Source organism: uncultured Flavonifractor sp. (genome assembly GCF_944387675.1).
GTDB lineage: Bacteria > Bacillota > Clostridia > Oscillospirales > Oscillospiraceae > Flavonifractor.
On record NZ_CALXFV010000017.1, the window covers coordinates 13,799 to 27,574 of the forward strand.

The following is a 13,776-nucleotide window of genomic DNA, read 5'->3' on the forward strand; positions in this document are numbered from 1 at the left end:
TACATTGAAGTCATCAAGAAAGAAGGAGCACCCATATGCTGCAAACTGTGATTCCCCAGGGGTACGCCCCCTGTCTGAATTTATATGACACGCAGAAGGCCATCGGCCTGCTGAAGCGACTGTTTGAGGACACCCTGGGGGGTGCCCTCCATCTCCGGCGGGTGTCCGCGCCCCTGTTTGTGGAGGCCTCCACCGGCCTGAACGACGATTTGAACGGGGTGGAGCGGCCGGTATCCTTTGACATTCCAGACGCCGGCCGGGACGCCCAGGTGGTCCACTCCCTGGCCAAGTGGAAGCGGATGGCCCTGTACCGCTACCAGTTCTCGGTGGGAGAGGGACTGTACACTGATATGAACGCCATCCGCCGGGACGAGGAGCTGGACAACCTCCACTCGGTATATGTGGACCAGTGGGACTGGGAGAAGGTCATCGCGCCCCGGGACCGGACGGCGGAGTACTTGCAGGAGACGGTGCGCACCATTGTCCGGGCCATGGCGGAGACCCAGTCCACCCTGCGCTCGGTGTTCCCCCAGCTTACCGCCCTGCCTCCCCTGGACACCCAGGTGGCCTTTGTCGCCGCCCAGGAGTTGGAGGACCGCTGGCCCGACCTGTCCCCCAAGGAGCGGGAGGACGCCTGGGTACGGGAGCATCCCACCACCTTCCTGATGGGCATCGGCGGGGCGCTGAATTCGGGCAAGCCCCACGACGGCCGGGCGCCGGACTATGACGACTGGAGCCTGAACGGGGATATCCTGGTTTGGAATCCGGTGCTGGAACGGGCTTTTGAGGTATCCTCCATGGGAATTCGGGTGGACCCGGCCGCCATGGACCGGCAGCTCACCGCCGCCGGCTGCGACAGCCGGCGGACACTGCCTTTCCACAAGATGCTGCTGGAGGGCAAGCTGCCCCTCACCATCGGCGGCGGCATCGGCCAGTCCCGGCTGTGCATGCTGCTGCTGGGCAAGGCACATATTGGGGAGGTGCAGGCCAGCGTGTGGGATGAGCAGACCATCCGGGCCTGCCAGGACGCGGGCGTAATCCTGCTGTAATTCCAGACAAAACGCAAAAATTGGGGGGCGGACCTGGTATCAGGTCCGTCCCCCAGCCTGCTTTTCCGGTCAGAGCAGCTCTTTATACAAAGCGGAAGCCTCCGCCTTACCTGCGTGCTCCGCCACGGAGAGCACCTCCACCTTTACGGTGCGCTCCCCAAAGCGCAGTTCCAGCACGTCTCCCGCCTTCACCTCGTAGCTGGCCTTCACCGGCCGGCCGTTGGCGGTCACCCGCTGGTTGTCGCAGGCCTCGTTGGCCACCGTCCGGCGCTTGATGAGCCGGGATACCTTGAGCCATTTGTCCAGTCGCATGAGGTCCTCCTGTAAAAAAGGGCCGCCGCCCGCAGGCGGCGGTCCCAGACTGCATACGCACCCTTACTGGGAGACAATATCCTTCAGCGCCTTGCCGGGCTTGAACACAGGTACCTTGGAGGCGGGAATCTTGATGCTCTCCTTGGTTTTGGGATTGCGGCCGATGCGCTCGGCACGGCACTTCACCTCAAACGCGCCAAAGCCCACCAGCTGGACCTTGTCGCCCTCCGCCAGGCTCTGAGAAATCACTTCGATGGCAGCATTAACGGCGTTCTCAGTATCCTTCTTGGACAGGCCGGCCTTCTCGGCGGCCGCATTGATGAGTTCAGCCTTATTCATGTCGTTCATTCCTCCTGTGTGTTTCACGGGGATTACCCCGCTGGTTTATACTTAAAGCGTTGCCGCCTTTAAGTCCGCTCCTTGGCCCGTTCCCACAGCTGGTCCAGCTGCTCCAGAGTCATCTCCGTCATGGGGCGGTCACCCGCCTGCTCCTCCACCCGGCGGAACCGGTCAATAAATTTGTCCGTGGCCTGATTCAGGGCGTCCTCACAATCTACTTTCAGAAACCGGGAGACATTTACCGCGGAGAAAAGCAGGTCCCCCAGCTCCTCCGCCACGTTGGTCCCCTGGGCCACCGCGGCCTTCAGCTCCGCCAGCTCCTCGGACAGCTTGTCCAGGGCGCCGGACACCTCCGGCCAGTCAAAGCCCGCCTTTTTGGCCTTCTTCTGTACCTTCTCCGCCCGCCACAGCGCCGGCAGAGAGCGGGCCACCGACTTCAGCGCGTCGGTATTGGTGGCCTGTCCCTTTTCCTTGCGCTTGAGCTCCTCCCAGTTGGACAGAACCTCGCCGGTGCCGGACACCGACACCTCCCCAAAGACATGGGGGTGGCGGTAGATCAGCTTCTTGCACACCCCGTCGGCCACGGCGTCCAGGTCGAAACGGCCGGCCTCCTGCTCCATCCGGGCATGGAACACCACCTGGAGAAGCACGTCGCCCAGCTCCTCCTTCAGGTGCTCCGGATTCTCCTCGTCAATGGCCTCCGCCGCCTCGTAGGCCTCCTCCAGGAAGTTGCGGCGGATAGACTGGTGGGTTTGCTCCGCATCCCAGGGACAGCCGCCGGGGGCGCGGAGCACGCGGACGATCTCCTCCAGGTCTTTGACGTTATAGGAATCCTTGCATTGAAAATCTATCATATTTCCAGGCCTCCTGCAACCTTTTTTTCCAAAAAAGTTTACCGAATATGCAAGAGTTTCGCGATTTTATCCCCCTTGGGCATCATTTCCAGGTCTTCTTTGGAAAGAATTCTCAACGCTACCACCAGCACGGCATAGATCACCACACCCACCAGAATGGCCCCGGCTGCGGCCACGGCATCCAGCAGGAAGGAGCCGGAAAACACCCTGGCCAGCAGGCCGTGAACAGCCCACACAGCCCCGCCCATGATGGCGGCGGCCACCGTGGGCTTGATAAACGCCAGGTGATACCGGGGCGGATTGGGAATTTTCCGCTTGATGAGGAAGAGGTTGAGCAAGCTCACCACCACAAAGCAGGTCAGGGTGCCTACAGGGGCGCCGTAGATCATAATCCTGGGATTGCCTACCAGGAGATAGCTGACAATGACCTTGGACACCCCGCCGATCACCATGGTGACGATGGGCAGGCTGACAATGTTGTTGGCCTGGAGGATGGAGGTGGCCACCACCTGGATGCACACGAAGATGGAGGCGATGCCCAGGATGGACAGCAGAGGTCCGGCAATGGTGGTGTCCACGTTGTCCACCGTCAGCAGTTCAATAATGGGTCCCCCCAGGGCCGCCAGGCCGAAGCCGCAGGGCATGGCCACCAGGGCGGAGATACGCAGGGCGGATTCGGTGGTGCGGCGGGCGCCCAGCCGGTCCCGCCGGGCAATGCAGGCGGACACACCGGGGACAATACAGGCGGTAAAGGGTACCATCAGATTGAAAGGCAGGTTGTAGACGCTCATGGTCTTGCTGTAGATCCCGTACAGGGAGCGTGCGGAGTCCAGCACGGGATTCAGCTGTGTATCCGGGTCCAGGAGCACCGCCTCCTGCCACTTGAACAGATTATCCCGGAACAGCGCCTCTGCCTTGGGGAAGATGTCCATCACACTGTTGCTCACGCCGGTAAGGCCGTCCCCCATGGCGGCAAACACGCTTTGGAGCTGGCCCTGCACCAGGTTGGTGTCGATCAGGTTGACAATAGACAGGGTGGAGGAGGCCAGACTAATGGGGATGGCCAGCCGCAGCAGCTTGAGCAGGATGGTGCCGCTCCCGTCAGGGGTATCCGTGGCGCGGACCTGCTCCCGGCGTTTGGTACGGACGTGGTTGACGATCAGGTAAGCCAGCGACAGGATGGCGCCGATGGACACCCCCACCAGAGCGCCGGCGGCGGCCAGCCGGTCCCGGGTGTCCTCGGGCTGGATGGCGGAATTCAGAATGAGTATGGCCAGCGCCAGGCCCAGCACCATCTTGCACAGGGCCTCGATCACCTGGGACACACCGGTGGGTACCATGTTCAGGTGGCCCTGGGCATAGCCCCGGAAGGCGGAGCAGCAGGTACACAGCACCGCCGGAGACAGGGCCAGCACCGCGAAGACCGCCTTTTCATTCCGAAGCACATACTTGGCCACAACGGGGGAGAATACCGACATGCAGATAAAGCTGAGGCTCCCCATCACAAGAAAGGCGGCCAGGGAGACCCGGAACACCCGCTCCTTCTGGTTGTGCATACCCAGGGCGTTGCACTCGCTCACCGTCTTGGACAGGGCCACCGGCAGGCCGGCGGTGGAGATGGTGAGAAACACGGTGTAGATGTTGTAGGCCGCGTTGAAGTCCCCGTAGGCCTCGTCCGGCAGCAGGGCGGTCAACGGGATTTTGTAGACGGCGCCGATGACCTTCACCAGAATGGTGGTCATGGTCAAAAAGGCCGCGGCGCCGTAAAAGGTGTTTTTTTTCTGGCTAGACAAGAGTAGTCCCCCTTATGGTTCGGAAAACAGCAGGGGCAGAACATAGTCCGCCACTTCCCGCTTCACCCGCTCCAGGTCGATGGTGAAAAACTCCCCATCCTGGTATATGACCTTGCCCCGGGCCATATTCATCACCACGTCACAGCCGTGGGCGGCATAGGCCAGGTTGGAGATCACGCTATGGCAGGGGGTCAGATTCAGGTGGGAGAAGTCCACCAGAATCAGGTCGGCCTCGTACCCCGCCTGGATGGAACCCGTCTTGCGGCCCAGGGCGCGGGCGCCGTCGCAGGTGGCCATCCGCAGCGCGTCGATGGGCAGCATGGCCAGAGGATCGCAGTTGGCCCCGTTGTGGAGAATGGCCGCCAGCTTTAAATCCCCGAAAAAGTCGGTACAGTTGTTGGAGGACACCCCGTCGGTACCCAGGCACACATTCACCCCCGCTTTCTTCATGGCGGGGATGGGGGCGATGCCGCTGCCCAGCTTCAGGTTGGAGACGGGATTGTGGATGGCGGAGACTCCCTTTTCCGCCATAATGGTCCAGTCCTCCGGCGTGGTCCACACACAGTGGGCGGCAATGGCCCGGGTGTCCCACACCCCAAAGTCGTTCAGGATCTGGATAGGGGTCTTGCCGTGGCGGTTGATGCAGGCCTCGTGCTCGGAGCGGGTCTCGGAGATGTGGACATGCATTCCCAGGCCGTGCTCTCTGGCATAGTCCGCCATCCACTGCCACAGTTCCCGGTGGGAGGTGTACTCGCCGTGGATGGAGGCATCCACCAGGATCTGTCCCTGGTTGTAGCCGTGCCACTTTTCGGTGAGTTCCCGCTGCACCACACAGTCGTGGTGGGTGGCGGGGTCCAGCCCGTCACAGAACTGCACACCGCCCACGGAGAGATTGGCGCTGATGCCGCTGGCCGCCACCGCCTGGGCCACCGCGTCGGTGTGTCCGTACATGTCGGCAATGGCGGTGACGCCGGAGGCGATCATCTCCGCCAGGCCCAGGGAGGCGCACGCCTTCACCGCCCGGTCGTCCCACTTGGCCTCTACCGGGAAAATATAGTGATTCAACCAGTCCTGAAGGTTGTTCCCGTCCCCATAGCCCCGCATGGCGGTCATGGGGACGTGGGTGTGGGCGTTGACGAAGCCGGGCATAAGCACGCCGCCCTTTCCGTCAAGCTCCCGCTCGAAGCTGCCCTGGGGGCGCTGGGTACCCACCCAGGTGATTTTGCTCCCCTCCACCGCCACATAGGCGTGGGGGAGCACGGTACCCGCCTGGTCCATCAGAACCGCGGTACAGTTGTGAATGAGAATGGACATATCAGTTTGTTCTCCTTACCCTTGTTTTCCCGCTTCTGGGCGGACAGGTTTTTCCTAGCCGATCTGCTTCAGGCAGGCCAACACCAGCCGGGAGAACTTATCCCGGCTGGCGGCGCCGGCCTCCAGCACCTCTTCCTCGGAGAGGGGCTGATCCAGAATACCGGCGGCCATATTGCTCAGCAGGGTGAAGCCCAGCACCTGCATGCCGCAGTGACCGGCCACAATCACCTCGGGGGCGGTGGACATGCCCACCGCGTCGGCCCCGGCGATACGGGCGAAGCGCACCTCGGCGGGGGTCTCGTACTGGGGACCGGGGAAGTACATATACACGCCCTCCCGCAGGCTGATGCCCAGCTCTCCGGCGGTCCTGCGGGCCAGGGCCTGAAGAGCGGGCGTATACAGGTGGGAGGCATCGGGGAAGCGCACCCCGAACTGGGGCAGGTTCTCTCCCCGGAGGGGGGACTCCATAAAGATCTTGATGTGGTCGGTGATGAGCATCAGCTCCCCCGCCTTCCAGTCCCGGTTGACGCAGCCGGCGGCGTTGGTAACAATCAAAGTGTCGCACCCCAACAGCCGCAGCACCCGCACCGCATAGGCCACCTCCTCATAGGAGTAGCCCTCGTAATGGTGCATCCGCCCCTGCATCACTGCCACCGGCCGGCCCTCCAGGGTGCCGAACACCAGCCGGCCCTTGTGGCCGGGGGCGGTGGAAACCTTGAAGTGGGGGATCTGCTGATACGGCACCGCCACGGCGTCTTCCACAATGTCGCCCATATAGCCCAGGCCGGAACCCAGAATCATGGCCACCTTGGGCTGGAACGCACCAATCTGTTCCCGAATGGCGTCGGCGCTCTGCTGATACTGTTCAAAGGTATATTGCATGTGCCTGTCCTCCTTTTTTACTGTCAGAGGGCCGGACGGGAAACCCGCCCGGCCCGGGCCGCGTCAGAGTGAAGTGCCGCAGCCTCTGCAGTATTTGTCCTCCTGCCCGCAGGTCATTCCGCAGCTGGGGCAGGTCCTGCTGCGGCGCAGCAGCGCCACCCGCTCCCGCAGCGCCTCAATGGCGGCGGTCTTCTCATCAATGCCCGCCAGAAGGGCATCCATGGCCTCATGGTCGGTCTCCTGACCCCGGTGGGCGTCGTACACCATTCGGCCAATGGCCTGCATATCCCGGTCCACGTCCCCCTTCAGGTCAAAAATCTTCATGTTCAGCTTGGCCGTATCCAGCATCTGCCCGGCACACTTGCCTGCGCAGCGGGCGGTGACCCCCGCGGCCTCCCCCACCGCCAGGGCGGTGCCGCGTACCCGATCCAGCAATTCCTTTACCCGGTCGTCCATCAAGCAGCCCTCCTTTGCTTCTCCGGTCAGAGCGATACGATGGTATTTTACACCCCGCCAGGGAAAAAAGCAATTTATTCTATGCTTCACAGGGGAAACTGCCACATGATTTCCCCTCGGGCGGACCCGCCGCGGTTTTTGGTCCGGGCGGAGCCGCGCCCCTTCTCTCCACCCCAAAATGCCCGGCGGAGGACCGCCGGGGCATTTTGCGCGATTTTTCTAAAGTTTATGTTGTAACCGCTGAAACTTTCATGTATAATGGACAACAGCAGTTTACATCACTGCGCCGCGATTCCAAATGTAAGGAGAGGAACAAACTATGAGCTATTCCGTACAAAACATCCGCAACGTATGCCTGCTGGGACACGGCGGCAACGGAAAGACCTCCCTGGCGGAGAGCATGCTGTTTTTGACCGGCGGTACCGTGCGGCTGGGCAACCCCGTTGACGGTAACACCGTTTGCGATTATGATCCCGAGGAGATCCGCCGCCAGATTTCCATCTCCACCGCGGTGGCTCCCGTGGAATACAACGGCTGCAAGATCAATGTGCTGGACACTCCGGGCTACTTCGACTTCTCCGGCGAGGTGATCGAGGCCATGCAGGTCTCCGACGCCGCCATCATCGTCTGTTCCGCCAAGGGCGGCATGAGCGTGGGTGCGGAGAAGGCCTGGAAGCTGTGCGAGCAGCGCAAGCTGCCCCGGCTGCTCTATATCTCCAAGACCGACGAGGACAACTCCGACTACAACGCCGCCTTTGAGACCCTGCGGGAGCGGTTCGGCAAGAACATCGCCCCGGTGGTAGCCCCCATCTGGAACGCCGACAAGAAGGTCATCGGCTTCATCGACGTGCTCCATAAGCGGGCCTTTGAGGCCGGCCCCAAGGGTGAGCGGGTGGAAATTGACGTACCCGCCGAGAAGCAGTCCGTGCTGGACGAGCTGTACGACGCCCTGAAGGAGAGCGTGGCCGAGACCAGCGAGGAGCTGATGGAGAAGTACTTCTCCGGGGAGGACTTCACCTATGCCGAGATGATCCAGGGCCTGCGGGCGGGCGTGAAGGATCTGTCCCTCTTCCCCGTGGTGTGCGGCTCCGCCCTCACCGGTCTGGGTACCCGCATGCTGCTGGACATCATTGTGGAGCTGCTCCCCTCCCCCCTGGAGGGCCGGCCCCTGATGGGTGAGAACGAAAAGGGTGAGCTGGATGAGTTCGTCTCCTCCCCCGGCGCCCTGCCCTGCGCCCTGGTGTGGAAGACCGTGTCCGACCAGTACGGCAAGTACTCCTATGTGAAGGTGCTCTCCGGCAACATCAAGCCCGATATGCAGATGGTGGACTCCCGCACCGGCGCCACCGAGAAGCTGGGCCGGCTGTATGTGATGAAAGGCAAGAAGGCCGAGGAGGTCAAGGAGCTCCAGTGCGGCGACATCGGCGCCATCGGCAAGATGGACAAGGTCAAGACCGGCGACACCCTCTCCGATCCCCGGAAGGTGGTCAAGCTGGAGGCCATTCCCTTCCCCGAGCCATGCTATTCCGTGGCCATCACCCCCAAGACCAAGGGCCAGGAGGACAAGATCGCCGCCGGCCTCACCCGGCTGAACGATGAGGATCTGACCTTTAACTGGGTGAACAACGCCGAGACCCATCAGATGGTGGTCTCCGGCACCGGCGATATGCAGATGGACGTGATTCTCTCCCGGCTGAAGAGCCGCTTCGGCGTGGATGCGGAACTGTCCGAGCCCCGCGTGGCCTATCGGGAGAAGATCCGCAAGAAGGTGGAGGTCCAGGGCCGCCACAAGAAGCAGACCGGCGGCCACGGCCAGTTCGGCGATGTGTGGATGCGCTTTGAGCCCGGCGACACCGAGGAGCTGCAATTCTGTGAGGAGGTCGTGGGCGGCGCCGTACCCAAGAACTACTTCCCCGCGGTGGAAAAGGGCATGCGGGAGGCTGTGGTTCACGGTGTGCTGGCGGGTTATCCCGTGGTGTACCTGAAGGCCACGCTGTTCGATGGTTCCTACCATCCGGTGGACTCCTCCGAAATGGCCTTCAAGACTGCCGTACAGCTGGCCTACAAGGCGGGCATGCCCCAGGCCAGCCCCGTGCTGCTGGAACCCATCGGCGAGCTGAAGGTGACCATTCCCGACAGCTACATGGGCGACGTCATCGGCGATCTGAACAAGCGCCGGGGCCGGGTGATGGGTATGAACCCCGACGGCGAGGGCAATCAGATTGTAGAGGCCGAGGTACCCATGGCCGAAATGGGCCGGTATGCCATCGACCTGCGCTCCATGACCCAGGGCCGCGGCTCCTTCACCTTCCACTTCGTCCGCTACGAGGACGCGCCCCCTGCCGCCCAGGAGAAGGCCATCGAGGCTGCCAAGGCTATGCAGGACGAAGCCGACTAACAAAAACGCACAAGGGCCGGGCTGTTTACAGCCCGGCCCAGTTTGTCGAAAAGGCCTCAAGAATGGGGCCTCGATTTTTTGGAAACTTGTCACCCCATCTGTCATGAGGAGGGTTCTTCCCGAGGCACATGTCCCCGGAAAGGGCGGAGTTTGATTTCATTCCATCGTCTGCGGACGATGGAATTCTTCCAAGCCGCCCTGCGGGGAGGTTTTTCCACGAGCTGCTCGGCTACTTGTGATAGAGCTTGTTGGTCTCGTACTGGGGCTCACAAGTGAGGCGGAGACCCAGGCGGCTGTAGGTGCCGGAGTCCACCGGGGAGAGAATGACGGTGGAGTGGGCCTCGCACCCACGCAGGGCGGAGAGCTGGTCCAGAGCCCGCTTGGCCAGGGGGTTGGTGGTGGCGGAGATGGCCAGGGCGATAAGAATCTCATCGGAGTGGAGGCGGGGATTTACCGAGCCCAGATGGTGGACCTTCACCTGCTGGATGGGTTCCAGGGCCTCCCGGGAGATGAGGTGGTGGACATGGTCGATGCCAGCCAGAGCCTTCAGGGCGTTGAGCAGAGTGGAGGAGGAGGGTCCCATCAGATCGGTGGTCTTTCCGGTGACCACCGACCCGTCGGGGAGCTGGATGGCCCCGGCGGGCTTGCCCGTCTCCTCCGCCACCTGGGCGGCGGCGGCCACCACCGGACGGATGGACACGTCCACATGGGCCTGCTGCATCACAGTCTCCAGTTTGTACACCAGCTCGTCATCCGCAGTGCCGATGCGCCGGTCGCACAGGGCGGTATAGTACCGGCGGACAATCTCCTGCCGGGCGGCGGCACACACCGCCTCGTCGTCTACAATGCACTTGCCTGCCATGTTCACCCCCATATCGGTGGGGGACTTGTAGGGACACTCCCCCATAATCTTCTCAAACATGGCGGAGAGAACAGGAAAAATTTCCACATCCCGGTTGTAGTTTACCGTGGTCTCCCCATAAGCCGCCAGATGGAAGGGGTCAATCATGTTCACATCCCCCAAATCGGCGGTGGCCGCCTCGTAGGCCAGGTTCACCGGGTGCTGGAGGGGCAGGTTCCAGATGGGGAAGGTCTCAAACTTGGCGTAGCCCGCCTTCACCCCCCGCTTGTACTCGTGGTACAGCTGGGACAGGCACACCGCCATCTTGCCGCTGCCCGGACCGGGAGCGGTAACCACCACCAGAGGGCGGCTGGTGGCAATGTAGTCGTTTTTCCCATAGCCCTCGTCACTGACGATGAGCCCGGTGTTGTGGGGATAGCCGGGTATGGGGTAGTGGAGATAGGTGCGGACCCCCAGATGCTCCATCCGCCGCCGGAAGGCGTCGGCGGCGGGCTGGCCGGCGTACTGGGTGATGACCACGCTGCCCACCAGCAGGCCCTGGCCCCGGAAGGCGTCGATGAGCCGCAGCACATCCACGTCGTAGGTAATGCCCAGGTCCCCACGGACCTTGTTTTTCTCAATGTCGCTGGCACAGATGGCGATGACTACCTCCACCGAGTCCCGCAGCTCCTTGAGCATGCGGATTTTGCTGTCCGGCTCAAACCCCGGCAGCACCCGGGAGGCGTGGTAGTCGTCAAAGAGCTTGCCGCCGAACTCCAGGTAGAGCTTGTTGTCAAACTGGCCAATCCGCTCCCTGATGTGGGCAGACTGGAGCTCCAGATACTTCTGATTGTCAAACCCAATCCTGTCCATCTTCCGCTTTCCCATCCCTTCTGGCAAAATTCACTTACCGGTTATTGTACCACACTTCCGCCCCGAGCAGTAGCTTTTTTTCGCGTCCCGCTCAATTTTTCCCCGCCTCTTGACAAAGCCATCCTACATGTGTAGTATCATAGACGGATACGACAGCTGTAGGAGGGTTGACCATGAAGCTCAGCGACAAGGAATGGCAGGTGCTGGAGGCACTGTGGCAGGCGGAGGACGGCCTGAGCCTGGGCCAGGCGGTGGAGGCGCTCCGCCCCGCCACGCTCTGGAGCCGGAACACAGTGCTCACCTACCTCACCCGGATGGAGGCCAAGGGCCTGGTGGTGATCGACAAGACGGGTACACCCCACCGCTACCGGGCAGGGGTGGACCGGGAGGCCTGCGCCGCCCAGGAGCGGCGGGGCCTGCTGGAGCGGGTGTACCAGGGTTCGGCGGGCAGGCTGGTGGCCGCCTTTCTGAAGGAGGAGAAGCTCACCTCCCAGGAGCGGGAGGAGCTGCGAAAGCTGCTGGACGAGATGGAGGTATGACCTATGGAAAACATCTGGTCCTTTCTGCTCCAAACGCTCACCGTCTCCATTGCGGCGGCGGTACTGCTTATGGCCAAGCGGCTGTTTCTGGATAAGCTCTCCCCCCGGTGGCAGTACGGGGTGTGGGCCATCCTGGCCGTCCGGCTGCTGCTGCCCGCCGGACTCTTTGGCCGCACCCTGCTTCCCGGCCTGAACGTGGTGCTGGAGGCGGCCAAGACGGGGGTGGAGTCCCGGCTGGCGTCCGTCCTCAGCAGCCCCTATGGGGTGACAGAGGTGCTGGCCCCCATTCCCCTGGTGCGCCTGGTCCGTCCGGGCAGCGTCACCGACGTGCTGTTTCTCCTCTACGCCGCCGGGGTGGTTCTTACCCTGCTGTGGTTCCTTCTGTCCTACCTGGCCCTGCGGCGTCGGGTGGGAAAAGGCCGCACCCCTTCGCCCCGGGCCTTGGAGCAGGTGGAAGCGGTGGCCGCCCAATACGGGCTGAAGGTCCCCAAGCGGGTAGCGGTGCTGCCGGGGGTGGAGAGCGCCTTCGTGTGCGGCCCCCTCTCTCCGGTGCTGGTGCTGCCGGAGAGGGCGGTGGACGGCAAGGTGATCCTCCACGAGCTGCTCCACCTGAAATACGGCGATCTGTGGGCCGGGATGGCCATCTGCGCGCTGCGGTGCCTCCACTGGTGCAATCCGCTGCTGTGGTACTGCTGGGACATGGCCCAGAACGACAGCGAGGCCCTGTGTGACCAGCGGGTGCTGGAGCGGCTGGAGGGGGAGGAGCGCCGGGCCTACGGCGTCATCCTCCTGTCCATGGCGGACGACAGGTACGCCCGCGCACCGGGTACCACCTCCATGGCCAACGGCGGCAGGAACGTCAAGGCCCGCATTTCCTCCATCGCCCGGTTCAAACGCTATCCCCAGGGAGTGGGACTGGGCTCCGGCTGCGTGGCGGCGGTGCTGGCCGTGGCCTGCCTGGCGGGGACGGTGAGCGCCGTGGAGCTGCCCGGCCAGAACGCCTCCGGCTCCCTGGAGCTGGCCCGGGCCAGGCTGAACCGGGCCACTACCCCGGCGGGGGCGCTGGACACCTATGTCAAGGCTCTGATGGCAGACAGCCCCGCCTATCTGGTCATGGCCGCCCCGGAGGAGGCGCTGCCGAAGCTGTTTGCGGCCGCCCGGGCGGGCGAGAAGCTGGACGCGCCCTATCCCCTGGAGCCTCTGGGTCTTTCGGAGGGAAGCGGCGCCCAGGCCGACTGGGCGGTGTACAATCTGCTGGAGGGCTCCAACGGTACGTACACCGGCCTGCTGGTGATGGACGCCTACCGCACCTGGTTTGCGGACATCTATGAAGACGGGCAGCCGGTGGCCGTTTCCCAACCGGTGCGGGTGTTCCGGCAGGGGGAATTCTGGGCGGTGGAACCCCTGGGCGAATGGTCTACGGTGGATGCATGCGTCATGGCAGGACGCCCCAATTCTATCCTGCCCGCTTTGACCTATACAGCTCACGTGGAGGACTTCACCATCGAGGTGGACTATCAGTATTTGCTCAGCGTCGACAACGAGGTTTATGCTGACAGTCTCTTCTTCGGCGGCTCTTACCAGCTGGACACGGTACCCCGGCCAGGCGCACTTTTTACCGACTACTACCGTTCTGTCGGCGGCCGGGCCTGGGCAGGCGGGGAGGAGGTCTCCCTCACCGTCTGGTACCAGCCGCTGGATCGGAATGAGGCCTTCCCGAAGGAATTCGGCAGCAGCTCCCTCAACACGCCGGAGGCGTACGGCTGGGGCAGCGGAGGGGGCAGCGACCCCAGAGGCTGTGAGCGGCAGCAGTCCCCCGCCTCCATCGCGGTGAAATTCCAGTACAAGGATCAGGAGTATACCGGCGTCGCCTGGCCGGAGGAGGTGCCTTATGACTGACAATATCCGAATCCGCCGGGCCTTGACCAAAATCGCCTGGGGGTATGTGTTGCTCTACCTGGACCTCAATCTGGGGATCAACGGCCACACCCTGAACGTGCTGCCCAACTGGGCGGGCTATCTGCTGCTCTTCTCCGCCATTGTGCTGTTGGGGGCGGAATTGAGGAGCCTGTTGTTATTAAAACCTTTCTGCGTGCTGCTGGGCGCGGTGTCGGCGGTGGACTGGA

General features: G+C 62.9%; 12 protein-coding genes and 1 pseudogene. 5 read left to right on the forward strand and 8 right to left on the reverse strand.

Features of this window, described 5'->3' with window-relative positions:
* The first annotated feature begins 35 nt into the window (after nt 1-35).
* Nucleotides 36-1,049 (forward strand): aspartate--ammonia ligase, encoded by a 1,014-nt coding sequence (gene asnA, locus Q0J74_RS03165; RefSeq protein ID WP_297210478.1) that lies wholly within the window; start codon nt 36-38, stop codon nt 1,047-1,049.
* 69 nt (nt 1,050-1,118) lie between these two features.
* On the opposite strand, the gene Q0J74_RS03170 is transcribed toward asnA, so the two are convergent.
* From Q0J74_RS03170 to Q0J74_RS03200, 7 genes are all read right to left on the reverse strand, one after another.
* The gene (locus Q0J74_RS03170; RefSeq protein WP_297210481.1) at nt 1,119-1,361 is read right to left on the reverse strand and encodes an RNA-binding S4 domain-containing protein; all 243 of its coding nucleotides are present in this window, start codon (nt 1,359-1,361) and stop codon (nt 1,119-1,121) included.
* Nucleotides 1,362-1,424: 63 nt separating this feature from the next.
* On the reverse strand, nt 1,425-1,700 hold the full coding sequence (locus tag Q0J74_RS03175; RefSeq protein ID WP_297210484.1) for an HU family DNA-binding protein: 276 nt from the start codon (nt 1,698-1,700) through the stop codon (nt 1,425-1,427).
* A gap of 68 nt (nt 1,701-1,768) precedes the next feature.
* Complete coding sequence (gene mazG, locus Q0J74_RS03180) at nt 1,769-2,554, reverse strand: nucleoside triphosphate pyrophosphohydrolase (protein ID WP_297210487.1); 786 nt, start codon at nt 2,552-2,554, stop codon at nt 1,769-1,771.
* Nucleotides 2,555-2,592: 38 nt separating this feature from the next.
* Entirely contained in the window at nt 2,593-4,347 is a 1,755-nt protein-coding gene (locus Q0J74_RS03185) for a putative polysaccharide biosynthesis protein (protein ID WP_297210490.1), read from the reverse strand.
* Nucleotides 4,348-4,359: 12 nt separating this feature from the next.
* Nucleotides 4,360-5,661, reverse strand: a complete 1,302-nt coding sequence (locus Q0J74_RS03190) for an amidohydrolase family protein (RefSeq protein WP_297210493.1) — start codon at nt 5,659-5,661, stop codon at nt 4,360-4,362.
* Between the two features lie 54 nt (nt 5,662-5,715).
* Nucleotides 5,716-6,543, reverse strand: a complete 828-nt coding sequence (locus Q0J74_RS03195; protein WP_297210496.1) for a purine-nucleoside phosphorylase — start codon at nt 6,541-6,543, stop codon at nt 5,716-5,718.
* A 63-nt stretch (nt 6,544-6,606) separates the two neighbouring features.
* Nucleotides 6,607-6,999: a zinc ribbon domain-containing protein gene (locus tag Q0J74_RS03200; RefSeq protein WP_297210498.1), complete on the reverse strand. Its 393-nt coding sequence runs from the start codon at nt 6,997-6,999 to the stop codon at nt 6,607-6,609.
* 319 nt (nt 7,000-7,318) lie between these two features.
* Here Q0J74_RS03200 and Q0J74_RS03205 point away from each other — a divergent pair, with 319 nt between their 5' ends.
* Nucleotides 7,319-9,397, forward strand: coding sequence for an elongation factor G (locus tag Q0J74_RS03205; RefSeq protein ID WP_297210501.1), 2,079 nt, complete (start codon nt 7,319-7,321; stop codon nt 9,395-9,397).
* A gap of 229 nt (nt 9,398-9,626) precedes the next feature.
* On the opposite strand, the gene Q0J74_RS03210 is transcribed toward Q0J74_RS03205, so the two are convergent.
* A complete protein-coding gene (locus Q0J74_RS03210) occupies nt 9,627-11,111 on the reverse strand; it encodes a DUF1846 domain-containing protein (RefSeq protein WP_297210505.1) in 1,485 nt (494 codons plus the stop codon).
* A gap of 173 nt (nt 11,112-11,284) precedes the next feature.
* Between Q0J74_RS03210 and Q0J74_RS03215 the strand changes: the two genes are divergently transcribed.
* The 3 genes and pseudogenes from Q0J74_RS03215 to Q0J74_RS03225 form a co-directional block, all read left to right on the forward strand.
* Nucleotides 11,285-11,650: a BlaI/MecI/CopY family transcriptional regulator gene (locus Q0J74_RS03215; RefSeq protein WP_297210508.1), complete on the forward strand. Its 366-nt coding sequence runs from the start codon at nt 11,285-11,287 to the stop codon at nt 11,648-11,650.
* Nucleotides 11,651-11,653: 3 nt separating this feature from the next.
* Complete coding sequence (locus Q0J74_RS03220) at nt 11,654-13,549, forward strand: M56 family metallopeptidase (protein ID WP_297210511.1); 1,896 nt, start codon at nt 11,654-11,656, stop codon at nt 13,547-13,549.
* Nucleotides 13,542-13,776, forward strand: a pseudogene (locus Q0J74_RS03225) (hypothetical protein); the annotation flags it as partial. The gene Q0J74_RS03220 and the pseudogene Q0J74_RS03225, both read left to right, overlap by 8 nt.

What these genes read in the sequence shown, in the direction of transcription:
- Q0J74_RS03175 (WP_297210484.1), bottom strand. Translation starts at nt 1,700, where the DNA reads ATGAATAAGGCTGAACTCATCAATGCGGCCGCCGAGAAGGCCGGCCTG.
- Q0J74_RS03220 (WP_297210511.1), top strand. Translation starts at nt 11,654, where the DNA reads ATGGAAAACATCTGGTCCTTTCTGCTCCAAACGCTCACCGTCTCCATT.
- Q0J74_RS03210 (WP_297210505.1), bottom strand. Translation starts at nt 11,111, where the DNA reads ATGGACAGGATTGGGTTTGACAATCAGAAGTATCTGGAGCTCCAGTCT.
- Q0J74_RS03205 (WP_297210501.1), top strand. Translation starts at nt 7,319, where the DNA reads ATGAGCTATTCCGTACAAAACATCCGCAACGTATGCCTGCTGGGACAC.
- asnA (WP_297210478.1), top strand. Translation starts at nt 36, where the DNA reads ATGCTGCAAACTGTGATTCCCCAGGGGTACGCCCCCTGTCTGAATTTA.
- mazG (WP_297210487.1), bottom strand. Translation starts at nt 2,554, where the DNA reads ATGATAGATTTTCAATGCAAGGATTCCTATAACGTCAAAGACCTGGAG.
- Q0J74_RS03190 (WP_297210493.1), bottom strand. Translation starts at nt 5,661, where the DNA reads ATGTCCATTCTCATTCACAACTGTACCGCGGTTCTGATGGACCAGGCG.
- Q0J74_RS03200 (WP_297210498.1), bottom strand. Translation starts at nt 6,999, where the DNA reads ATGGACGACCGGGTAAAGGAATTGCTGGATCGGGTACGCGGCACCGCC.
- Q0J74_RS03215 (WP_297210508.1), top strand. Translation starts at nt 11,285, where the DNA reads ATGAAGCTCAGCGACAAGGAATGGCAGGTGCTGGAGGCACTGTGGCAG.
- Q0J74_RS03170 (WP_297210481.1), bottom strand. Translation starts at nt 1,361, where the DNA reads ATGCGACTGGACAAATGGCTCAAGGTATCCCGGCTCATCAAGCGCCGG.
- Q0J74_RS03195 (WP_297210496.1), bottom strand. Translation starts at nt 6,543, where the DNA reads ATGCAATATACCTTTGAACAGTATCAGCAGAGCGCCGACGCCATTCGG.